General features: G+C 47.4%; 19 protein-coding genes and 2 pseudogenes. 2 read left to right on the plus strand and 19 right to left on the minus strand.

The window, feature by feature from the left end:
• Nucleotides 1-204: 204 nt before the first annotated feature.
• The 7 genes from LC048_RS21330 to LC048_RS21360 all read right to left on the minus strand — a co-directional run bounded on the left by LC048_RS21330 (nt 205) and on the right by LC048_RS21360 (nt 10,190).
• Complete coding sequence (locus LC048_RS21330; RefSeq protein WP_226605247.1) at nt 205-1,419, minus strand: CamS family sex pheromone protein; 1,215 nt, start codon at nt 1,417-1,419, stop codon at nt 205-207.
• A gap of 14 nt (nt 1,420-1,433) precedes the next feature.
• Nucleotides 1,434-3,440: an NAD-dependent DNA ligase LigA gene (ligA, locus tag LC048_RS21335; RefSeq protein ID WP_226605244.1), complete on the minus strand. Its 2,007-nt coding sequence runs from the start codon at nt 3,438-3,440 to the stop codon at nt 1,434-1,436.
• A gap of 171 nt (nt 3,441-3,611) precedes the next feature.
• Complete coding sequence (gene pcrA / locus LC048_RS21340; protein ID WP_226605241.1) at nt 3,612-5,864, minus strand: DNA helicase PcrA; 2,253 nt, start codon at nt 5,862-5,864, stop codon at nt 3,612-3,614.
• A gap of 73 nt (nt 5,865-5,937) precedes the next feature.
• Nucleotides 5,938-6,624: a heptaprenylglyceryl phosphate synthase gene (locus LC048_RS21345; RefSeq protein ID WP_226605238.1), complete on the minus strand. Its 687-nt coding sequence runs from the start codon at nt 6,622-6,624 to the stop codon at nt 5,938-5,940.
• A 322-nt stretch (nt 6,625-6,946) separates the two neighbouring features.
• Entirely contained in the window at nt 6,947-7,261 is a 315-nt protein-coding gene (locus LC048_RS21350; protein WP_226605224.1) for a YerC/YecD family TrpR-related protein, read from the minus strand.
• An 85-nt stretch (nt 7,262-7,346) separates the two neighbouring features.
• Nucleotides 7,347-8,441, minus strand: coding sequence for a DUF3048 domain-containing protein (locus LC048_RS21355; protein WP_371931946.1), 1,095 nt, complete (start codon nt 8,439-8,441; stop codon nt 7,347-7,349).
• A 9-nt stretch (nt 8,442-8,450) separates the two neighbouring features.
• Nucleotides 8,451-10,190, minus strand: a complete 1,740-nt coding sequence (locus LC048_RS21360) for an adenine deaminase C-terminal domain-containing protein (protein ID WP_306048754.1) — start codon at nt 10,188-10,190, stop codon at nt 8,451-8,453.
• Between the two features lie 263 nt (nt 10,191-10,453).
• Between LC048_RS21360 and LC048_RS21365 the strand changes: the two genes are divergently transcribed.
• Together LC048_RS21365 and LC048_RS25205 are read left to right on the plus strand one after the other, a co-directional pair.
• Complete coding sequence (locus LC048_RS21365; RefSeq protein WP_226605219.1) at nt 10,454-10,726, plus strand: YgaP family membrane protein; 273 nt, start codon at nt 10,454-10,456, stop codon at nt 10,724-10,726.
• 58 nt (nt 10,727-10,784) lie between these two features.
• Nucleotides 10,785-10,898, plus strand: a complete 114-nt coding sequence (locus LC048_RS25205) for an EYxxD motif small membrane protein (protein ID WP_371931947.1) — start codon at nt 10,785-10,787, stop codon at nt 10,896-10,898.
• On the opposite strand, the pseudogene purD reads toward LC048_RS25205, so the two are convergent.
• The 12 genes and pseudogenes from purD to purE all read right to left on the minus strand — a co-directional run bounded on the left by purD (nt 10,876) and on the right by purE (nt 23,880).
• A pseudogene (gene purD / locus LC048_RS21370) lies at nt 10,876-12,139 on the minus strand (phosphoribosylamine--glycine ligase). The gene LC048_RS25205 and the pseudogene purD sit on opposite strands and share 23 nt — an antisense overlap.
• Nucleotides 12,140-12,193: 54 nt before the next feature.
• Nucleotides 12,194-13,732: a bifunctional phosphoribosylaminoimidazolecarboxamide formyltransferase/IMP cyclohydrolase gene (purH, locus tag LC048_RS21375; protein ID WP_226605213.1), complete on the minus strand. Its 1,539-nt coding sequence runs from the start codon at nt 13,730-13,732 to the stop codon at nt 12,194-12,196.
• Nucleotides 13,711-14,313 (minus strand): phosphoribosylglycinamide formyltransferase, encoded by a 603-nt coding sequence (gene purN, locus LC048_RS21380; RefSeq protein WP_226605212.1) that lies wholly within the window; start codon nt 14,311-14,313, stop codon nt 13,711-13,713. Before purN ends, purH begins: the two co-directional genes overlap by 22 nt.
• Nucleotides 14,310-15,353, minus strand: coding sequence for a phosphoribosylformylglycinamidine cyclo-ligase (gene purM / locus LC048_RS21385; RefSeq protein ID WP_226605209.1), 1,044 nt, complete (start codon nt 15,351-15,353; stop codon nt 14,310-14,312). Before purM ends, purN begins: the two co-directional genes overlap by 4 nt.
• Before the next feature lie 283 nt (nt 15,354-15,636).
• Entirely contained in the window at nt 15,637-17,049 is a 1,413-nt protein-coding gene (purF, locus tag LC048_RS21390; RefSeq protein WP_226605206.1) for an amidophosphoribosyltransferase, read from the minus strand.
• Complete coding sequence (gene purL / locus LC048_RS21395; protein WP_226605204.1) at nt 17,034-19,250, minus strand: phosphoribosylformylglycinamidine synthase subunit PurL; 2,217 nt, start codon at nt 19,248-19,250, stop codon at nt 17,034-17,036. The genes purF and purL overlap by 16 nt, the downstream gene beginning before the upstream one ends.
• Complete coding sequence (gene purQ, locus LC048_RS21400) at nt 19,234-19,920, minus strand: phosphoribosylformylglycinamidine synthase subunit PurQ (RefSeq protein WP_226605200.1); 687 nt, start codon at nt 19,918-19,920, stop codon at nt 19,234-19,236. The genes purL and purQ overlap by 17 nt, the downstream gene beginning before the upstream one ends.
• Complete coding sequence (purS, locus tag LC048_RS21405) at nt 19,917-20,171, minus strand: phosphoribosylformylglycinamidine synthase subunit PurS (protein ID WP_226605199.1); 255 nt, start codon at nt 20,169-20,171, stop codon at nt 19,917-19,919. Before purS ends, purQ begins: the two co-directional genes overlap by 4 nt.
• Nucleotides 20,164-20,877, minus strand: coding sequence for a phosphoribosylaminoimidazolesuccinocarboxamide synthase (gene purC, locus LC048_RS21410; protein ID WP_264188512.1), 714 nt, complete (start codon nt 20,875-20,877; stop codon nt 20,164-20,166). The genes purS and purC overlap by 8 nt, the downstream gene beginning before the upstream one ends.
• A gap of 83 nt (nt 20,878-20,960) precedes the next feature.
• Nucleotides 20,961-22,253, minus strand: coding sequence for an adenylosuccinate lyase (gene purB / locus LC048_RS21415; RefSeq protein WP_226605196.1), 1,293 nt, complete (start codon nt 22,251-22,253; stop codon nt 20,961-20,963).
• A pseudogene (gene purK, locus LC048_RS21420) lies at nt 22,250-23,411 on the minus strand (5-(carboxyamino)imidazole ribonucleotide synthase). Before purK ends, purB begins: the two are co-directional and overlap by 4 nt.
• Entirely contained in the window at nt 23,398-23,880 is a 483-nt protein-coding gene (gene purE, locus LC048_RS21425; RefSeq protein ID WP_226605190.1) for a 5-(carboxyamino)imidazole ribonucleotide mutase, read from the minus strand. The pseudogene purK and the gene purE overlap by 14 nt, the downstream one beginning before the upstream one ends.
• Nucleotides 23,881-23,927 lie beyond the last annotated feature (47 nt).

The raw sequence follows: 23,927 nt of genomic DNA on the forward strand, positions 1-23,927 counted from the left end.
GTAAGGCTGATATTCCAAAGGCCATAATATAGCTGTTTTCAATATATACTTCCATTTTACTTTTTAACTAACACTGATTGGAACAGCCACTTATCCACCTCTTCTAATGAGAATTGTCAGAATATATACGATAATAATCGAGTTTTAGATTCACCTTTTTTCAAAAAAATAAAAAGCAAAGAGCCCCTCGGCTCTTTGCTTCTACTACTGATAAATATGCACAAATGGTTCATCCTGATCGGGCTTTTTCACAATCAAAGCTTCTTGTCCCAGTACAGAGGATACGCTGACCTGTACGGACATATAGTTAGGGAAGTGCTCCATAACCAGTCCTGTTACATACTGGGTGAATCCAATTGCTTCCGCTTCTCCGTAGAACTGGATCGGTATTTCGATATTCAATTCCTGAAGCTGACCATCAAGGTAAAAGCCTTTGCCGATGACGCCGTTGAAGTTCGGGAAATATTCCTCAACATCCTGTTTGAAGTTCTGGAAGAATGTCAGGTCATCCCTATGGTCCTTCTCCGCTTGGGCGGATGGGAACAGGATGTACTTTTCTTTTACATCTTTCCAGCTGCCGACCTTATTGCTTCCCTGGGAAACTTCAGCATAGGTGAAAAAGTTTCCAGGGACAACAGAAGATCGGCTTTCCTGTTCAAACAATCCAATTGTAATCGGAACATTTTTCAACTCATCAATGCCTCTTATCCTGTTGACGACTTCCTGGGCGATTTTCTTCCCTTCATCTTCAAGGACTTTACGGGTAATATTTTTCTCGAACACCGCTCCAAAAGCTTCCTCCTGGTAATAGTGGACGGAATTCAAAGCCAGCCCGATTGCGACGCCGCCAAGCTGGTACGTATCCTTTTCGCCCGATTGGACCAGGTAGTTATGCTCTAGGATATGGGCAAGGTAAATTGGGTTCTTTTTATTCTGCTCGTGGGCATCGCCCTTGCCAGGATTAGCAGGATTGAGTCCCAGGTTTTTCACTTCAATCTTCTTCTTATTTTTGTTTTCGGGTTTGGCCTTCAGCTCTTTTTCCTTTGCCTCTACTTGCGCAGGGGTCATTTCCCGCTCCAGCCAAGATTCCACGGTGCTGCGGTCAAGATACTGACCTTCCTTGAAAACGTACTTGTCGGTGGAAAACGTATTTTGCGCAATCCGCATCAGACCTGTCTCAAATTCAGTAATGTCATAGCGGGTATTCAGATTGTTGACGACCATGCCGCGAGCTTCCCCTGGCTCGAACGGAATGATGGTACGGTAATATTTGTCCGAAATTTTATACTTTGGGATAATCGCTTTTTCTTTTGTGTCATTATCCTTTTCCTGGACGACCTCTTCCTGTTTTTGAAAATTAGGGGCACAGGCCGTCAGCAGCAGGACAAGAGATAGAGCGACCATTGAGAGCTTTCTCATGGCGTGTTCACCTCTTACTTATTTAATTCTTCAAGCATTCTCTCCTCATTCCACACTTCAATCCCAAGGCTTTCTGCTTTTGTCAGCTTAGAACCTGCGTCTTCACCGGCAATGACTAAATCTGTTTTCTTGCTGACGCTGCCGGCTATATTGCCGCCGAGCGCCTCAATTTTTTCTTTTGCTTCGTTTCGTCCCATCTTCTCAAGCTTTCCGGTTAACACGATGGTTTTACCGGCAAAAAATGAATCCGATTCTTCTGCGGTAACCTTCTTTGGGCCTTTATATTCCATATTGACACCAACAGCTTTCAGCTCGGAAACCAGCTCACTCACTTCTTCACTGTCAAAATAAGTGACGATGGAGTCGGCCATTTTGTCGCCGATTTCATTGATCGCTGTCAGTTCATCCTTGGATGCCTGCATCAGTTTATCCATTGTTACGAATTCCTGGGCCAATGTCTTTGCGGCTTTAGCACCGACAAGACGAATGCCAAGACCGAACAATAGTTTCTCTAATGAATTATCCTTCGTCGCTTCAATCGCTGACAGCAAATTGTTTACAGATTTCTCGCCCATCCGCTCAAGACCCAGCAGCTGCTCGCGCGTCAGCTTATAAATGTCCGCTACATCCTTAATCAGCTCTTCTGCAAACAGCTGGCTGACCACCCTTTCACCGAGTCCATCAATGTTCATTGCATCACGGGAAACGAAGTGGATCAGACCTTCCCTGATTTGTGCAGGACATTTCGGATTGATACAGCGAAGCGCTACTTCTCCTTCAATCCGGACAAGTTCACTGTCGCATTCAGGGCACTCTGTAGGCATATGGAACTCAAATTCTTCGCCCGTCCGTTGCTCGGCAAGGACATTGACGACTTCAGGAATGATATCTCCTGCTTTTTTGATGACAACTTTGTCGCCGATTTTAATATCTTTTTCACGGATCAAGTCTTCATTGTGCAAGGAAGCACGTCCAACCGTTGTACCTGCAACTTGTACAGGTTCAAGAATGGCAGTTGGCGTGACAACGCCTGTGCGGCCCACACTCAACTCGATATCCTTCAAAGTCGTTACGACTTCCTCGGCAGGAAACTTATAAGCGATTGCCCAGCGCGGGCTCTTTGCTGTTGTTCCAAGCTCAGCCTGCTGATCAAGTGAATCTACCTTGATGACAATCCCATCAATATCATACGGCAGATCCGGGCGCTTTTCGACCCAGCTGTTCACATACTCAATGACCCCTTCAATGCTGTCCACTTTCCTGCGCTCTTTATTCGCTTTGAATCCCAGCTTCTCCAGATAATCTAGTCCCTCGCTATGCGCGCGGATACCAGTGTCCCCGACATTTGCAATTCCGTACAGGAACACATCCAGATTCCTTGAAGCAGCAATCTTCGGATCAAGCTGGCGAAGGGAACCCGCAGCCGCATTACGCGGGTTCGCAAATGGCTCTTCTTCTCTTTCGTTTCTCGCTTTATTCAATGCTTCAAAGGATTTCTTCGGCATGAACGCCTCTCCTCGTACTTCAAGCGCAACCTGCTCTTTCAGTCGGATAGGCAAAGAACGGATCGTCTTAAGGTTAGACGTAATATCCTCACCAGTCGTTCCATCACCGCGAGTCGCACCGCGTACAAGCATACCGTCCTCATAAATGACCGAGACTGCCAGCCCGTCAATCTTCAGCTCGCAAACATACGCTACATCGTCACCGACACCCTGCCGAACACGACGGTCAAAATCCCGCAAGTCTTGCTCATCGAAGGCATTTCCAAGACTCAGCATCGGAATCGCGTGCTGGACTTTATTGAACATCGTTAAAATCTCGCCGCCGACACGCTGTGTAGGAGAATCAGGAGTCTGCAGCTCTGGGAATTGCTCCTCGATTTCAACCAGTTCCCTCAAAAGCCTGTCGTATTCCGCATCCGGAACCGATGGCTGATCAAGAACATAGTACTCATAAGCATATTGATTAAGCAGATTTTGCAAATCCTTGGCTTTTTTCTCAGCACTCTGAAAATCCATAAACCCAGCCCTTTCATAACTGAAAAGCACAAGCGCCTTGGTCAGCCCCTACAAGTGACTCGAGGTGCTCAAAGCTAACGCTTCTAACAAGCTACTCGAGGATGCACTCGCAGGGATGACAACTGGCTAGGCACTTGAGCTAGACAGTACTCAATGTGTAATAAAAACTGTTTAAGCCTTCGTAATCGGTGCGAACTTGGCAAGCAATCGTTTAATACCTGTCGGGCTAGGGAATGCGATATCGAGCTCCATTCCTTCTCCCGATCCCTTGACACTGACGACCGTTCCTGTTCCCCACTTGCCGTGCTGGGCTTTGTCGCCAACCTTCCATTCAATCCCTTCGCCGCCGCTTGCAGCTGGGACCGGTCGAGATACAGCTCCACGTGCAGGGATAGAAGGTCTGGCAGAAGTACCTGGTCTTCCACCACTGGCTGATGCTGATCTTCCGCCGCTTGTTGGTGCAGGCCTTCTCACTTTTGGCACAGCGTCTTCAACCAAATCAGCAGGAATTTCCTTGATGAACCGTGATTCCGGATTCATATTCGTACGACCGAAAAGGGTACGCATTTGTGCATTCGTGATGAACAATTCTTCTTCAGCTCGCGTGATTCCCACGTAGGCAAGACGGCGTTCTTCCTCCATCTCATCCTCCTCCATTAAAGAGCGGCTGTGCGGGAATACGCCCTCTTCCATTCCAATCAGGAAGACGACCGGGAACTCGAGACCCTTAGCTGAGTGCAATGTCATCAATGTGACGAAGTCTGTTTTTTGCTCCCCGTCATCATCCAGGCGGTCGATATCAGCAACAAGTGCCAAATCCGTCAGGAACGCCACCAGGCTTTTATCTTCACTGCTTTCTTCAAAGCTTTTTGTTACCGTTAAAAATTCATCTATGTTTTCAAGTCGGCTCTGTGACTCCAGCGATTTTTCCGCCTTCAGCATGTCTCGGTAGCCTGTTTTATCAAGGACTTCCTCTACTAGCTCGGTCACTGACAGATATTCCTGCTGATGAGTGTAATTGCTGACCAGGTTGCGGAATTCTGCCGCAGCTTTTTCTGCCTTCGGGCTCAGTCCGATCATTTCTATTGTCTCTAAGGCCTGGAACATCGAAAGGTCATGCATTGTCGCGAAGTTCGCAATTTTATCAATAGAAGTTGAACCAATCGCACGCTTCGGAACATTGATGATCCTCTGCAAGCTGATATCATCATCCGGATTCGAAATCAAACGCAGATACGCCAGGATATCCTTGATTTCCTTCCTGTCATAGAACTTAGTGCCGCCAACGATTGAGTAATCGATGTTCGACTTCAGGAAAGATTCCTCAATTACACGGGACTGCGCATTCGTACGGTAAAGAATTGCGATATCGGAGAGCTTGCGGCCATTGCGCATCTGCTCCTGGATTTTGCCGATGACGAACTGCGCTTCGCCCTGCTCACTGTCAGCGCGATAATACATGATTTTGTTGCCCTCAGCGTTTTCCGTCCATAAATTCTTCGGCTTGCGGTTCATATTGTTCTGGATAACCATATTAGCAGCCAGAAGTATCTTTTTCGTCGAGCGGTAGTTCTGCTCAAGCAAAATCACGCTTGCCCTTGGATAGTCCTTTTCAAATGAAAGGATATTCGTGATATCGGCACCGCGCCAGCGATAGATTGACTGATCCGAATCACCAACAACACAAAGGTTCTGGAATCTTTGCGCAAGCAATTTTACAAGCATGTATTGTGCCCTGTTCGTATCCTGGTACTCATCCACATGGATGTACTGGAACTTGCGCTGGTAATACTCCAGCACTTCAGGTACGCGGATGAACAGCGTAATCGTCGTCATGATCAGATCATCAAAATCAAGCGCATTATTTTTGCGCAGCCTGCGCTGATATTCCGTATACACATCGCTGACCTTCTGGGAAAAATAATCCCCCGCTGTCTTCGCATATTCCTCCGGCGTAATCAATTCGTTCTTCGCCGAGCTGATTGTTCCAAGAATCGCACGAGGATCATACTTTTTCGGATCCATATTTTTGTCCTTCAAAATCGACTTGATTACAGACTGCTGGTCAGTCGAGTCAAGGATTGTAAAGTTGCGGTTATATCCGAGACGGTCGATGTCCCTGCGCAAAATCCTTACGCACATCGAGTGGAAAGTTGAAATCCAGATGTCGTCTGCCGCGCCGCCCATCATTTTTTGAATCCTCTCGCGCATTTCGCGCGCTGCTTTATTCGTAAACGTAATCGCCAGGATGTTATAAGGATTTACCCCTTTTTCCACCATCAAATACGCAATCCTATGTGTTAAAACTCTGGTTTTACCAGAGCCAGCACCTGCCATCAGCAGCAGCGGTCCATCCACTGTCTTGACAGCCTTCTGCTGCTCCGGGTTCAAGCCATTCAATAATTTATCCGTTAAAAATTGCACACTTGTCACCACCATACAAACATTTGTTCTTATTTTATCTCAAAACAATGTAACAAACAACTTGTCTATTCTTTTATTTTTCCGACGCAGCGACTGTCTTTAAGGCCTCATCAAGGTTGCTGTAAATGACATTACCAACCACGATGACATCTGCATGCTTGGCCATTTCTTCTGCTTGCTGTGCTGTTTCAATTCCGCCGCCGTAAAAGAGGACGGTGTTATCAAGAACATCTTTGGCTGCTTCCACATACTCAGGATTGCCATATGTCCCGCTGTATTCCAAATAAAAAATCGGCAGGTTGAACATTTTCTCTGCCATCATCGCGTAAGCACGCACATCTTCAATAGAAAGATCTGTCTTCGCATCAGTCAATTTCGCTGCCTTGCAATCCGGATTGAGGATGCAATAACCTTCCATTTTCACTTCGTCCCATTCCATCAGGTCGCCATACTCCTTGACCGCTTCATGGTGCAGGCCAGTGATCCACTGTGGATTGCCGCTGTTCAGCACCGTCGGGATAAAATAAAAATCGAATCCCGGCGTGATCGAGTCAATCGTCGAAACCTCGAGAATGCACGGAACCGTATAACGGCGGACTCGGGACATCAAATCAAGAACTCCTTCTAGAGTGACTCCATCCGTCCCTCCCACCATGATCGCGTCGGTTCCAGACTCGCAAATTCTATCTAATTCCTCATCAGTTATCTCTTTATTTGGATCGAGTTTGAACACATGTCTCCACTCGCGAACATCGTACATTCCAGAATTGCCCCCATTCTATCTATCCATTCCATCATTATAGCATTTGTTTTGAATATATAAAAAAGGAAACATGTGAGAAAAGCACTCCGATTCATTACGGTTAATTACCCGACCTGGTTTTTGCTTCGACCGTAATACTTTATAGCGAAAATAAACTTTTTATAGCGAAAAAATAGATTTTATAGCGAAAATCTAAATATTAAAGCGAAAACAATTTTTTTATAGCGAAATTGTCATTTTTATAGCGAACTGGAAATTAACAGCGTTTTTTTCCAATAAAAAAAACGAAACCAAAATTGGTTCCGCCCTCATCAAAAAACTATTGCGCTTTTTCAGCGTTTTCCTGCTCTTTCAATCTTTCGAGCGCCATTTCATACGCGTCATTTCCGTAATTCAAGCAGCGTTTGACACGGGAAATCGTTGCCGTGCTCGCGCCTGTCTCGGTCTCGATTTTATGATAAGTCTTGCCTTCGCGAAGCATGCGGGCAACTTCAAGGCGCTGTGCCAGCGACTGGATTTCATTCACTGTTGCCAGGTCGTCGAAAAATCGATAGGCTTCGTCGAGATCTTTCAGCGATAAAATCGCATTGAATAATTGATCGAGTTCTTTCCCTCTTAATTTATCAATTTGCATATAGTCTACCCCTTAATTCACTCAAATTTTATTATGGCTGTTTTTGCGCTACTGTTATCAATCCGATATTTCACAAATTTCGCCGTTATTGTTGTGAGTCGAATGAGACATCGCTGATTGATGGGACAATGTTGATCCATGTTTTCCCGGGAACGAAACCAGCTTTTACCCCATCCTTATAAGGGACGATCCTGCCAGCTTCATTTTTCCATTGAATCTCATTCACTTTGCCTTTTTGGAACAGGTATCCCTTGCCGCCCGAATCCAGATCAATGACCCTTCGGTCTGCACTATCAATTACCTGATGATCCATTTGTACAACAAGGATGTTGTCTAGCAGGACAGGATCCTTCGATTCCAAATCAACACTTTCCTCACTGCCATTAAAACGATGGTATTTCTGCTCATCCGTGTCATACTCGTAGATCGCGTCGAACGACGGAGAACCGTATTTTACCATGAATTCCTCAGCCGGTGTACCTTCCAGCTGTCCGGCTTCTTCACTGCTCAAGAATACGGCAGAAGACGGTGCTGCATCAAGTCCGTAACCTTTCTTTTCCGCGCCTTTCAAAATATTCTTATAAGTGATATAAGAATTATGAGGGGCCTTCCGGAAATCGGACCGTTTGAACAATGTCCCATCGTATTGCATTCCGTTGATATTATCAAGCACTCCGCGCTCAAGCATGTCCTTCGCTTCAGGGCTATAGCCATGGGCGATGAAAAAACTGTCAAACCCGGATGCCAGGTCGATAAAGTACTCCCTTGCACTGCGGACTGGCCCTATTTTTTCAGGTTGTTCGCTTTGGAAAATGGCCACGAATCTTGTCACGTCTCCTTCAGCAAGGACCTCGTGGATGACGTCTGCTTTGTGAAGGCCGGATTGCGGACGCGCCTTTGGATGGTTATTCACCACCACGGCCACCGCCCGGTCAAAACTCTCCTCGGCAGTACCGACTCCTGTCAGCGGGAATTGATACGGAAGTTCCTCCGGAGCGACAACCTCATCTACTTCAATTTCTTTTTCTTTATGTTCTGTTGCTTCTTTTTTCTCTGTCTCTTTACTGCTGCATCCGGCGGTAAGCACCATCGCGGCCGCCAGCACAGCGATCCATTTTTTCCCATTTTCGCCACCCCTTGATCTCCAAGTTCGATCATGGTTGTCTATCTCTAGATGCACTGTTATATTTTAACGCATTATCGTTGGAAAGAGTACCGTTTTTTTCATCACATCATAGATGCCCTCTTGTGTGATGCGGATATAAGGTAAATGCGTTGAACTGAAGAATAATAGTGAATAAATTGGATCGGCGAATTTATACCCTTTTTCCTTTAAATATTCAAGCAGCTTCTTCTCCTCCGCCATCAGCTCTGTCACTGGATGGCTGGACATGATCCCCTGCAGCCTCAATGGAATCTCCTTGACCGGCACCCCATTTTCACAGGCGACAATCCCCCCGCCTAGCTCCTTCATCCTGTTAAAAGCGGCAATCATATCCTGCTTGCTTTTACCAATCAGAATGATATCGCCGGTATTGGAAAAGGAGCTTGCAAGCCCCTGAAGACTCGTCGCAAATCCTTTTAACATCGTGTTGATACGCCATTTTCCATGACGGTCGATCAGCATGAAAAAGCACTCATCATGCTTTGAAGATAATTCCTCAGCAGACACATCGATTGAAATCGAATAAGGCTTCGTAATGACCGAATTCTCCATCTTGATCCCAAATGGCATTGAGAATTGCATATCATCCAACGTCAAATCCCAATCCATTTTAAGCGGATCGAAGCCCATTTCGGACCAGTCCATTTCTTTGGCTGCATGTATGGCTTCACCATCACGCTTCACCCACTGGCCTTTTGCCAGCACAGAAACAGGGTTCGGGGTCAATTCATCACTCAAAATATTGATGTTCGCCACTCGGCCTGTCGCAATATTGCCATGAAGATGCTCGAAGTTATAATAACGGGCGACATTAATTGTTGCCATATTATAAGCATCGATGACAGGAACACCTTTTTCAATTGCAATCCGAATCAGGTCATCCATCACGCCTTTTTCATAAAAAGCGGTCGATGACCCATCTGTCGTCATCATAAAACGGTCGTATACCCCGATATCCAGTTCGTGAATCTCATCGAGCAGCTTCGGCAAATCCGGACGGATCGATGAATGCCTTAAAGACACCATGTACCCCTGCATCAGCCTTCTGCGGACTTCCTCGCCCGTCATCGCCTCATGGTCGCAGTCCGCGCCGAACAACATCATTTTCGCGAGCGTCTTTTCCGATGCACCAGGGAAATGCCCTTCAATTTTTTTGTGATGGCGTTTCGTTTCCTGCATCCAATGAAGGATCATGTCATCGCCGTTCATCAGCTTCGGCCAGCATGTCAGCTCACCGCCCTGGACGACATTCTCATGCTCAAGCCATGCTCTTACATTGCTGTTCGAGAAGACTTCCTCCTCATGCTGGATTTCAGTCTGTGCATCAAAACGGCACCACCAGTACATCGTGACTGGATTATCATTCAGCTCATTAATAAAAGAAAACGCTTTCTTTTTACCTAATTGTAGAGCCAGTACCATATTGTCATTGATCAGTGTCGTCGTCCCCGTCTGCGATGCATAGGCAGCGAAAGAATGGGGATTATAAAGTTGAAATGGATGAGCATGAGGTTCAATATAACCAGGCACCAGCTTCATCCCTGTGCAATCCACTATTTCACTTTGCTTCGTATTTTCAGGCAGGTTTTCACCAACATACACAATCCTGTCATTGTAAATCCAAATGTTCGCAGTCATCCACTTGCGGAATGTCTGGTTCAAATATGTCGCATTTTTCAATAAGACCGTCGGTGAAAGGGTGCCGTCCAAAACAGCAGCATGGTCGCGCAATTGTTTGTTTTTCCATCGATAACGTTGTTCCATACCATGTTCCCCTTTTCTCTATGTTAAAACGAAAAGCGCAAGCGCCTTGATCACCCCGACATGCGCTGCAGTGCCGACCAGTGAAGTCGTTCTTTGACTTCACCCGAGCGGACCGAAGCGACCTCGAGGGGCTTGGCGCTGGAGCTGGCCATTTCTTGAATTTTTCTTTAGAAGAAAGCCCTTACATTATTGTACTATCGTAACATATTTCACTGTTTAACGCATTAAAGAATTTCAAATTAATTGTAAAGGAGCGATTGAATATGAATGTACGCCCGAATATTGGAATCATCAACGCGCTCATCAGGATTACAGCTGGCCTGACAATCCTGGCATGGTCAACTTCAAAAATGGTGAAACGCCCGTGGAAGGATTCCTATATTTTCATGGCGATGTTGGGTGCCATGAAAGTTGGCGAAGGGATCGTCCGCTATTGCCCGCTGACAGCCGCATATGAAAAAGGTCAGGACATGATGGGGGATAAGAACGCGGAAAACGGGGATTCTGAGGGCTGGATTCCCTATAATCCGAGCTGATCTGATAAAAAACAAAGCCCCCCTAAACTCTGGGGGCTTGCTAAAAGGAGATGATACTATGTTCTGGGAATATATCACGGACGTCAGCTTTGTCTGGATTGCACTCATTGGAAGCATTATTGCCCTGCTGCTCGTTTATATGAAAGGCTCTAACAAGAGACGTGCCCGATAGCCCTGCTGCCGATGTCCTTGCGGTAAAACGTTTCGGGGCAGTCCAGTTTTTCAAGCTCAGCATATACCTTTTGCTGTGCTTCTTTTAATGATGCCGCTTTTGCTCCGACAAGGATTACCCCTTCCGCCGTTCGTAATAAATTCACCCTCTATGTTTTTCGCAGTACCCGCATGATACACCTGCGAGATGTTTTCGATGCCCTTCAAAACTGCGCCTTTTTCATACTCTTCAGGATAGCCATTGGCCGCGACGACCACACCAATCATTGCTTCTTCATGCCACTGAATCTCCGGCTTTTTTCCTTCAAGCACTTCCAGTATGACCTGAACCAAGTCCGATTTCATCCTTGGCAAAATGACCTGTGTTTCCGGATCGCCGAAACGCGCATTGAATTCAATCACTTTAGGACCTTCTTCTGTTTCGATCAGACCAGCATATAGAATTCCGGTAAAACTGCGGCCTTCCATTTCCATCGCAATGGCTGCCGGCTGAAGGATTTGTTCCACTGCAACCACAATGGATTCCCTTCGGATGTGAGGGACCGGAGAATACGCGCCCATGCCGCCGGTGTTCGGTCCTTTGTCGCCGTCGTAGGCTCGCTTATGGTCCTGGGCGATTTCAAGGGGAATCACATTGCCGCCGTTCACAAACGCCATCAGCGAAAACTCTTCCCCTGTTAAAAATTGCTCTATCACCACGCTGGCGGATGCCTCGCCGAACTTGCTGTTCAGCAACATTTCCTGTAAAGCCAATTCTGCTTCCTGCACAGTCATCGCAACGACCACGCCCTTGCCGGCCGCCAGTCCGTCTGCCTTGATGACAATCGGTGCTCCGACTTCGTCAAGATACGCCTTTGCTTCTACATAGTCACTGAATGTTTCATATTTGGCTGTTGGGATTCCGTACTTTTTCATCAGGTCCTTCGCGAACGATTTGCTGCCTTCGATGATTGCGGCCGCTTTGGACGGACCGAATACCTTCAGCCCTTCCTCAATGAAACGATCTGCCAAACCTTCAAGCAGCGGAACCTCAGGACCGATAATCGTCAGCCCGATTTGTTCTTCCTTTGCAAAAGAAACAAGTCTATCCAAATCCGTTTCATTGATTTCCACTAGCTTCGCACAATCGGCCATTCCTGGATTCCCTGGTGCCGCGAACACCTCTTTCACAAGCGGACTGCCACTGACCTTCTGGCAAATCGCATGCTCACGACCACCTTTTCCAATCACAAGAACCTTCATATCACGCACCCCCGTAAATTTCAGAACTGCTTATCTTTTATAATTCAATGGATATTAATGTCTGAAATGCCTTACACCTGTGAACACCATCGCAATGCCATATTCATCCGCTTTCTTGATTGAATCTGCATCGCGTACTGAACCGCCTGGCTGGATGATCGCTGTGATTCCGGCTTTTGCTGCTGCTTCGACGGTATCATCCATCGGGAAGAACGCGTCAGATGCGAGCGCTGCTCCATCCGCTTTGGTACCAGCTTGTTCCAGGGCAATTTTAGCGGCACCGACACGGTTCATTTGCCCTGCACCGATTCCGATTGTCATGTCTTTATTCGCTACGACAATCGCATTGGATTTAACATGCTTAACAACCTTCCAGCCAAGCTTCAAGGCTTCCCACTCAGTTTCCGTCGGTTCACGCTTTGTCGGCACGGAGATTTCCGCATCCTCAAAACCATATGCATCCTGTTCCTGGATGAGCAATCCGCCTTCAATTGAGGATAGTGTGTTTTCCTTTGAAGCTTCTCCATCAAAAGAGACCTTCAACAAGCGGAGGTTTTTCTTTCCCGTTAAAATTTCAATGGCATCATCGCTAAAAGAAGGAGCGATGATAATCTCAAGGAAGATCTCATATAGCTTGCGAGCTGTCTCAGCATTTACTTCACGATTCAAGGCAATAATGCCGCCAAAAATTGAAACAGGATCTGCTTCGAACGCTTTTCCGAAAGCATCAAAAACATCTTTTCCAATGCCCACTCCGCAAGGGTTCATGTGCTTGACTGCAACCGCAGCAGGCTCAGAGAACTCTTTTACAATCTGCAAAGCAGCATTCGCATCATTGATATTATTATAGGAAAGTTCTTTTCCATGAAGCTGCTCAGCAGCTGCTACCGAAAAGGCCGATCCAAGCGGCTTCTGGTAAAAAGCTGCCTGTTGATGCGGATTTTCGCCATATCGAAGACTTTGCTTCAACTCGTATGTTACCGTCATTTTTTCCGGCTGCTCTTCTCCCGCAAGATTGGTCATGTATTCTGCAATCAGTGCATCATAAGCAGCCGTGTGGCGGAATACCTTCGCAGCAAGGCTGCGGCGCGTTTCCACTGTGGTTCCGTTTTGATTTTTGTACTCTTCAATTACCTGCTTGTAATCAACAGGATCGACGAGCACGGTTATGTATTGATGGTTTTTTGCTGAGGCACGCAGCATCGCAGGACCGCCGATATCGATGTTTTCGATTGCATCCTCTGGCGATACACCAGGTTTTGAGATCGTTTCTTTGAAAGGATATAAATTCACGCAGACTAGCTCGATTTTCTCGATTTCATTTTCAGCCAGCTGTGCCTGGTGGGATGGATCATCATACTTCGCAAGGAGACCCCCATGAATTTTAGGGTGCAGCGTCTTCACACGACCTTCAAGGATTTCCGAAAAACCAGTCACATCACTGATTCCAATCACTGGCACACCGCCATCCTTGAGCGCCTGCTTCGTACCACCAGTCGAGACGATCTCGAACCCAAGGCCGACAAGCTCTTTCGCTAATTCAACAATTCCTTCCTTATTTGAAACACTGATCAATGCACGCTTTTTTCCCATTGTACTGCCTCCTCTTCTCCGTTCAACAGCTCCTCCAAAACATCTGGATACAAGCTGTGTTCAATCCGCTGTATTTTCTTCTGAAGGGTTTCTCTCGTTTCGTCTGGCGTGATTTTCACTGACACACTGGCAATGATCGGCCCGGTGTCCATCCCTTCATCGACGTAATGGATGGTCACTCCGGTTTTCTCCACTCCCGCTGCCAGCGCCTGGCCAATTGCATCCTTCCCAGGGAACGCAGGCAATAATGACGGGTGGATGTTGACTATTTTTCCTTCAAAAGCCTCAAGCAATGTCGGACCGATGAGACGCATATAGCCGGCAAGGACAATCATGTCGACTTCAAGACCCGCAAGTTTCTGTAAAACCTCTCCCTCATAGTCTGCCTTGGAAGGATAGCTCTTCGGGCTGATGACGAGTGCAGGGATGCCTAGCATTTCAGCGCGATCAACCGCAAAAGCGCCTGGCTTGTCGCATACAAGCAGGCTGATTTCAACATTCAGCGTGCCAGCCTGGGCTGCAACAGCAATTGCCTGAAAATTGCTGCCACTCCCTGAAGCAAAAATGGCTATTTTTTTCATACCTGCTCACCAGCTCTTTTCACCTGAATTCCTTCTGACCCGGTAACTGTGCCGATCACTTCAGCCTTTTCACCCAGTTCGTTAAAATACTGGACCACTTCATGGGCAATGCTTTTATCAACTGCAGCGATCATGCCGATGCCCATATTAAATGTATTATACATGTCATCCCGCTCAAGTCGGGCTAAAGATTCCAATGTTTTGAATACCTGCGGAATTTCCCAGCTTCCTTCCTCAATTTCAGCACCAAGTCCTTGCGGAAGCATCCTTGGGATATTTTCAATAAAACCGCCGCCCGTGATATGGGCAAGTCCTTTAAGCTTGAACTGCTTCATCGCTTCAAGCACCGATTTTACATAAATGCGTGTCGGCTTCAGCAGCTCTTCACCAAGCGTACAACCGAACTCATCGACATAACGCTCCAGCTCCCAGCCTGCCTGTTCAAAAAACACCTTGCGCACAAGCGAGTAGCCATTGCTGTGGATGCCGCTTGATGCCAGCCCAATCAGCACATCGCCTTCTTTGATTTGCTGGCCGGTGATAATTTCAGCTTTTTCACAGGCTCCGACCGCAAACCCAGCCAAATCATATTCTTCCGGAGAGTACATCCCCGGCATTTCGGCAGTTTCACCACCAACAAGCGCGCAGCCTGCCTGTTCACAGCCATCGGCAATCCCCTTGACAATCGCCTCGATTTTTTCAGGCTGAGCCTTGCCGCAGGCGATGTAATCAAGGAAATATAAAGGTTCCGCACCCTGGACGACGATATCATTCACGCACATCGCAACCGCATCTATGCCGATTGTATCATGTCGGTCCATCATGAATGCCAGCATCAGCTTCGTGCCAACACCATCCGTTCCCGAAACGAGCACCGGTTCATTCAGATCAAGGCTGGAAAGGTCGAACATCCCGCCGAATCCGCCAAGAGCACCCATTACACCAGGCCTGACCGTCCGCTTCACATGCTTTTTGATTCGCTCAACCGCTTCGTACCCGGCCTCTATATCCACACCAGCCTGCTTATACGCATTTGCCATGTTCACTACCTCCGATTTGGCTGTATTTCTCTTGTTTAAGCTATTATTTCTTGATATTCATATTAGAAGAACCAGTCTTTGCACAAATTGCCCCCTCTTTATCACCATTGGGCAAAGTACTGCTGGAATTGCAGACTCCACTTAGCATCATTGCACGAAAAACTGCTGGAATTGCACACTCACTTTCCATAATTGCGCGAAAATCACTCGTAATTGCGTATTTATCCTATTTTTGGAAATATACTATTAAAAATTCAGGATTGTCTCCTTGGTAAATTTAAAATCAGCACTTTTGCCCAGCAGGCACTGCCTGCGGATAGATCTCTGTCGGGTACTTCCCGGTAAAACAGGCGAGGCACTGGCCGCGTGTTTCGCCAGGTTCATTTCGTCCGATTGCCTCAAGCATGCCTTCTACAGTCAAAAAAGTCAGTGAGTCGGCACCAATCAATTTTCGAATCTCTTCAACTGTGTGCTCTGAAGCAATTAACTCTTCGCGAGTAGATGTATCGATTCCGTAGAAGCATGGATTCTGGATTGGCGGCGAACTGATGACGACGTGTACCTCGGTTGCGCCCGCTTCCTTCAGCATCTTCACAATTCGGCGGCTGGTCGTACCGCGGACAATTGAATCGTCCACCATGATGACACGCTTGCCTTCCACAATTCCGCGTACCGGCGAAAGCTTCATCTTAACACCCTGTTCCCTTAAGCTTTGGGATGGCTGGATGAATGTTCGGCCAACATAACGGTTCTTGATCAGTCCCATTTCATACGGGATTCCCGATTCTTCCGCATAGCCAATCGCCGCGGATATACTTGAATCTGGTACACCTGTAACAACATCCGCCTCAATCGGTACTTCCTTCGCCAGCTGTTTGCCGAGATTTTTACGGGCCGCATGCACGTTGATTCCATGAATGTTGCTATCTGGTCTTGAAAAATAGATATATTCCATCGTACAGATTGCTGTGCTTGAGCTCATTGAGTACATCTCAGAGTGAAGGCCGTCTGCATCAATCACTAGCAATTCTCCAGGAAGGATGTCCCTTACAAATTCAGCGCCAACAATATCGAACGCGCAAGTCTCTGAAGCGACCACATACGCATCTCCAAGACGGCCCAATGACAGCGGGCGAAGTCCATGCGGATCTAATGCCACCATCATTTCGGTTTCGGTCATGATTAAAAAAGCGTAAGCACCCTTCAGCATCGGAAGAGCATTTTTGACACGATCCTTCAAATGGCTGAAGCCTCCGCGCTTAATCAGATGAGCGAGCACCTCTGTATCAGAACTTGTCTGGAAAATACTCCCTTGAGCTTCCAGCTGATTCCTTAACGCATCGGCATTCACAAGGTTTCCGTTATGCGCAAGAGCAAGTCCGCCGTTCTGTGATTGGAACAGAAGCGGCTGGACATTTTCATAGCCGCCGCCTCCCGCTGTCGCATATCTGACATGGCCGATTGCGCCAACACCCTGAAGGTCTTCCATCGCATCAGCCGTAAAAATTTCCGTTACAAGCCCCTCGCCTTTACGCCCCTTAAGCTGCTGGCCATCACTGACAACAATGCCCGTGCCTTCCTGTCCGCGATGCTGCAGGCTGTGAAGTCCGTAATACGTAATTTGCGCTGCCTCGGGATGTCCCCAGATTCCAAAAACGCCGCATTCCTCATTCAAGCCTTTTAGTTCAGCAAGCATGGGATGGCTCCTTTCCAAGCCTTTTTCAGCCCCTCTGCATCATGATTGATCACGTTCTTCCCGTTTACATCAATCTTTAAAACTGTCGTTTCTACAACTTTACCAATCAGCACCGCAGCTGTTAAACTTTCAAACTCGATCTGGTGCTCTGGTTTTACTGATAAAAGAAAGCGGGATTGCGATTCGCTGAACAATGCCGATACAGCATTGCCTTCCAGTTCAACAGAAGCACCAAGCCCCTTGCTGCCAATCACGGATTCAGCAAGCGCAACTGCGACGCCGCCCTCCGCCACATCATGAGCAGATGCAACAAGCCCTTTTTTAATCGCTGTTAAAATTTGAGCCTGATAGCTGGCCTCCACTTCTAAATCCAATTCAGGTGCCTTGCCAAAAATCCGGCCATAAATAAGCTTCTGAAGCTCACTGCCGCCGAACTCATCTTTTGTGTCACCCAGAAGATAGATTAAATCATCGGCATTTTTAAAATGCTGAGTGGTTACATGCTTAAGATCCTCAACCAGTCCAACCATTCCGACAACCGGGGTCGGGTAGACTGCTGTTCCATTCGTTTCGTTATACAAACTCACATTTCCGCCAATGACAGGCGTACTCAGTGTCCGGCACGCTTCGCTCATGCCGTCGACCGCTTTTTCAAACTGCCAGAAAATCTCCGGCTTCTCAGGATTCCCAAAGTTCAGGCAGTCCGTGATCGCCAATGGTTCGCCGCCAGAGCAGACAATATTGCGCGCTGCCTCAGCAACGGCAATCTTCCCGCCTGTTTCCGGATCAAGATAGATATAACGAGAGTTACAGTCCGTCGTCATCGCTAGGCCTTTCTCCGTTCCGCGAATCCGTACAACCGCAGCATCTGATCCTGGAGAAACGACCGTACTCGTGCGGACCATATGGTCATATTGGTCATAAACCCACTCTTTGCTCGCGATTGTCGGCTGTTGCAGCAGCTGTAAAAGAGTAGCTTCATAGTTTTCAACATCAGGCGCTTCATTGACCATCGCTTGGAACTCACGGAAATAAGCTGGTTCGCTCGAAGGCTTATAATAGACAGGCGCTTCTTCAGCCAGCGCATCTGCCGGAACATCAGCCACCACTTCCCCTTTATGGAAAAGACGAAGCATCTTGTCATCCGTTACTTTTCCAATCGCAACTGCTTCAAGCTCATATTTTGAAAAAAGATCGATGATTTCCTGCTCGCGGCCTTTTTCAACGACGATCAGCATACGCTCCTGGGACTCTGATAGCATCATTTCGTATGCAGTCATTCCTGTTTCACGCTGTGGCACTAGGTCAAGGTTCATTTCGATTCCTGAACCTGCCTTACTTGCCATCTCGGCAGATGAACTCGTCAGACCAGCCGCCCCCATGTCCTGGATGCCAACAAGCGCGTCATTTTTCACAAGCTCCAAACAAGCCTCTAAAAGCAATTTTTCCATAAACGGATCGCCAACCTGGACAGCTGGACGCTTATCTTCAGATGACTCATTCAATTCCTCAGAAGCAAATGTGGCACCATGGATGCCGTCACGGCCTGTTTTCGCGCCCACATACATAACGGTATTGCCAACACCATGCGCCTGCCCCTTCTTGATATCCTCATGGTTGATCAGCCCAACGCACATCGCGTTCACAAGCGGATTGCCCTCATAAGCGGCATCAAACTGGACCTCGCCCCCAACAGTGGGAATGCCAATGCAGTTTCCGTAGCCAGCAATCCCGGCAACAACCTGTTCAAATAAATATTTCACGCGTGGCGATTCAAGTTCACCAAAACGGAGGGAGTTCAATAAAGCAATTGGCCTTGCTCCCATCGAAAAAACATCGCGGATGATGCCGCCGACACCTGTAGCAGCACCCTGGTAAGGCTCAATCGCAGATGGATGGTTGTGGCTCTCGATCTTAAAAACGACCGCCTGGCCATCGCCAATATCCACAATTCCCGCGCCTTCGCCTGGTCCCTGTAAAACGCGCTCCCCAGTGACAGGGAACTTTTTCAGCACAGGCTTCGAGTTCTTGTAGCTGCAGTGCTCCGACCACATAACCGAAAACAAGCCCGTTTCTGTATAGTTAGGAGTACGGCCAAGAATCTGTTCGGCAGAAGCAAACTCGCTGTCTGACAGCCCCATTTCCCGATAAATTTTATCCTGTTTAATTTGCTCTGGACTTGGTTCAAGCATTAATCGCATTTGCTTCCCTCCATTGTTTAACGATTGATTTGAAAAACTTCAGTCCGTCCGCACCGCCCAGCATTTCATCGACAGCACGTTCAGGATGAGGCATCATCCCGAGGACATTCCCGCGCTCATTGATGATCCCGGCAATATTTTGAAGGCTTCCATTCGGATTCTCGCCATTGTAAGTGAACACGATCTGGTTATTTGACTTCAAACTTGATAGAGTCTCCTCATCGCAATAATAATTGCCCTCGCCATGTGCAACAGGGATCGTGATGACTTCCCCATTTGCATAGCCAGCAGAAAACATCGTTTCGTTATTCTCTACCTTCAGCTCGACCTGCTTGCAAATGAACTTCAAGCTTTCATTGCGTCGCATGGCACCTGGAAGCAGCCCAGCCTCCAGCAAAATCTGAAATCCGTTGCAGACACCTAGCACAGGCTTGCCTGCTTGAGCCGCTTTCACGACTTCCTTCATGACATTGCTGAACTGCGCGATTGCGCCTGATCTCAAGTAATCTCCATATGAGAAACCGCCTGGCAAAAGCACGGCATCATAATCTTCAAGACTTTCAGTGTCATGCCAGACATATTCTGCTTCTTCTCCCAGCTCATCTTTTACCGCATGGTACATGTCGATGTCACAGTTCGAACCCGGAAATACGATCACCGCAAACTTCACTGTGCAACAACCTCCTCGACTTCATACTTGTAGTCCTCGATCACCGGATTCGCCAGCAGACGCTCGCACATTTCCTTCACCGCGCCGTCTACATCTTTCACACTCTCATCCAAAGTAAGTTCCATGTACTTGCCGATTCGAACCTCCTGGATGCCTTCGTAACCATGAGTCGCAAGTGATTTTTTAACAGCCGTCCCCTGTGGATCCAAAACACTTTCCCTTAACGTGACATACACCTTCACTTTATACATTCAATTGTCCTCCCAATCTCGTCAAAATGGTTTCGTAAGCATCTGTCAGGTTCCCTAAATCGCGGCGGAATACATCCTTATCCAGCTTCTGTTGGGTCTCCCTATCCCAAAGCCTGCAAGTGTCCGGCGAAATCTCATCCGCAAGCAGGATATTGCCCTCGGCATCCTTGCCAAATTCAAGCTTGAAGTCAATCAGCGTCACGCCAATCTCTGTGAAAAATCCACCCAGTACATCATTGATCTTCAAAGCCGCTGCCTTCAGCTCAGCTACTTCTTCTGCAGTCGCCAAATCCAGCACATCAACATGTTCATCCGTGATCAGCGGATCGCCAAGCGCATCATCCTTCAGATAAAACTCAACAATCGGCCTCGAAAGCTTTTCGCCTTCCTCGACACCAAGCCGCTTAGAAAAGCTGCCGGCAGCAAAGTTCCTCACAACGACCTCAAGCGGAATGATGGCAACCCGCTTCACCAGCTGCTCATTGGCAGAAATTTTGTCGATAAAATGGGACTGAATCCCCGCTTCGCTAAGCTTTGAGAATAATAGACTTGTAATCTCGTTATTCAATCTTCCTTTGCCGACAATCTCTGCTTTCTTCTCACCGTTGTACGCCGTCGCCGAATCCTTGTATTGAACCCTTACAACCCGCTCGTCATCCGTTGCGTAAATCCGTTTTGCTTTCCCTTCGTATAACAGCTCTTCCATTTCAACGCCCTCCGATTGAGATAATTGGCAATCTTCAGTCTCTATCATATAAAAGAAGGGCAAGAAATCTTGCCCGTTCATATTTAAAGTCCCAGTCTTTCAAAAATCATATCAACATGCTTGATATGGTAGTTGTAATCGAAGCAGTCATCAATTTCAGCTTCACTCAGCAGTCCGGCAATCTTTTCATCCTGTTCGATCAGGCTGCGGAACTGCACCTGCTTTTCCCACGCTTCCATCGCCCGCGGCTGGACAGTGTCATACGCTTCCTCACGGGACATGCCTTTGTCGATCAATGCAAGCAGCACACGCTGAGAGTAAATCAAGCCCAGTGTCCGGTCCATATTACGCTTCATGTTCTCAGGGTAGACCGTCAAGTTCTTGACGATATTTCCGAAACGATTCAACATATAGTTCAATGCAATCGTTGCATCCGGCAGGATAATCCTTTCTGCTGATGAATGCGAAATATCGCGCTCGTGCCATAGTGGCACATTCTCGTAAGCCGTCGTCATATACCCACGGATGACCCTCGCCATTCCTGTCATGTTCTCAGAACCAATCGGGTTGCGCTTATGCGGCATAGCAGATGAACCCTTCTGTCCTTTCGCAAAAAACTCCTCCACCTCACGAGTTTCACTCTTTTGCAAACCGCGAATTTCAACCGCAAACTTTTCAATTGAAGTCGCAATCAAAGCGAGCGCCGACATATAGTAGGCATGACGGTCACGCTGCAAAGTCTGTGTCGAAATCGGTGCCGCCTGCAGCCCTAATTTTTCACAAACATACGATTCAACAAATGGATCGATATTCGCATAAGTACCGACCGCACCAGAAATCTTGCCGAATTCCACATCGCGGGAAGCCATTTTGAAACGCTCAAGGTTGCGCTTCATTTCCTCTAACCAAAGAGCCAGCTTCAAGCCAAATGTAGTCGGTTCGGCATGAACACCGTGCGTACGTCCCATCATGACTGTGTATTTATGTTCCTTTGCTTTGTTAGTCAGGATCTCTACAAAGTTCTCAAGGTCCTTCATTAAAATTTCATTTGCCTGCTTAAGCACATAAGACAAAGCTGTATCAACTACATCCGTCGAAGTAAGACCATAGTGGACCCATTTCCGCTCTTCTCCAAGTGTTTCTGATACCGCTCTTGTAAAAGCAACGACATCATGGCGCGTCTCTTCTTCGATTTCCTTAATCCGGTCGATATCAAAAGAGGCATTCTGTCGGAGTTTCTTTACGTCTTCCTTAGGAATATCTCCAAGTTCTGCCCAAGCTTCACATGCAAGGATCTCGACCTCGAGCCATGCCTTAAAGCGATTTTCCTCCGTCCAAATTGCTCCCATTTCCGGTCTTGTATAACGATCTATCATCTCTTTTGTCCTCCGATCATTTCTGCTGCATATCTCCAGATACCGCTCTGCTCCGCATCCTCGAGTGCAATCTCTACTGTTTCACGCAACAGGGTCACATGGCCCATTTTGCGCTTATGTTTGGCTTCCTTTTTGCCGTATAAGTGGATGTTCCAACCCTGTAATTCAGGAATTTTATCCAATAAAGGTTGTTGGTGTTCTCCCTAGAATATTCACCATCACCGCAGGTTTCAGCAAATTCGTGCTTCCCAATGGCCAGCCGCAAACTGCCCTGACATGCTGCTCAAACTGCGACGTTTCACATGCTTCAATCGTATAATGCCCCGAGTTATGCGGCCTCGGCGCGAGTTCATTTATGTAAAGCTCATCATTGTCAGCCAAAAACATCTCAACTGCCAGTGTTCCAACCAACCCTAATGCTGACGCAATTTGTTTCGCTGCCTCTATAGCCTGTGCTTCAGCTTTCGCGCTGATTCTTGCTGGCACAATTGTCTGATGCAGAATGTTTTCCTTATGAACATTCTCAGCAACCGGGAATACGCTCGTTTCACCATTGGTACCGCGAGTGATGATCACTGAAATTTCCTTATCGAACGGAATCCACTTTTCCAGCACACAAACACCCTGGCTGACTAATGTTTCTGCTAAATCAATATCATCAACAGACCTCATAACCAGTTGTCCTTTGCCATCATAACCGCCCCTGGCTGTTTTCAAAACAGCAGGCAGTTCAAGCGCTTCAATTCCTGCCCTGACATCCTCCACCTTGGTCACAACCGCGTATGGAGCCACGCTAACACCCGCTGCCTCGATATGGCGCTTCTCTTCTATCCTGTCCTGAGTGACCCGCAGCAATTCCGTACCCTGCGGCACATAGGCGTTTTCATTCAACCATTCGAGGGCAATTGCATCTATATTTTCAAACTCATAAGTGATCACATCACTCTGTTCTGATAGCTTCTTTATTTTACCAATATCATCGTAACCTCCGACAATCTGCTCGTCAGCCACCTGACCGCACGGACAATCTTCTGTCGGGTCAAGCACGACCACCTTGAATCCCATCGCTTTTGCCGACAGCGCCATCATCTTCCCAAGCTGTCCGCCGCCAATAATCCCAATCGTTTCCCCTGGTAAAATTACCTTAGACAAGCTCATCACTGCTTTCCATCACTGACATCTTCGTCTTTTCCCTCAGCATTTCGAGTCTCTCTGCTACCTCATTGTCATGTGCGCCAAGTATCTGTGCTGCGAGCAAACCCGCATTTGTCGCTCCAGCTTTCCCGATTGCTACTGTCGCAACCGGCACTCCGCCAGGCATTTGGACAATCGATAATAAAGAATCCAGTCCGTTCAGCGCCTTCGACTGGACAGGAACTCCGATGACCGGCAAAGTTGTTTTCGCCGCTACCATCCCCGGAAGGTGCGCAGCCCCGCCTGCTCCAGCGATGATCACTTTCATACCTTCTTCCCTAGCCTTCTCGGCGAAATCAAACATTAAATCCGGTGTGCGGTGCGCTGAAACGACCTTCTTTATATAAGAAACTTCTAACTGATCGAGTATGTCACACGCATGCTTCATTGTTTCCCAATCCGATTTGCTCCCCATAATGACTGCAACTGTCATATTTCTACCCCCTTTGGAGTTAAAAAACAAAAAAACCGGATAGACTG

The sequence above is a fragment of the Mesobacillus subterraneus genome (genome assembly GCF_020524355.2).
Lineage (GTDB): Bacteria > Bacillota > Bacilli > Bacillales > Cytobacillaceae > Mesobacillus > Mesobacillus subterraneus_C.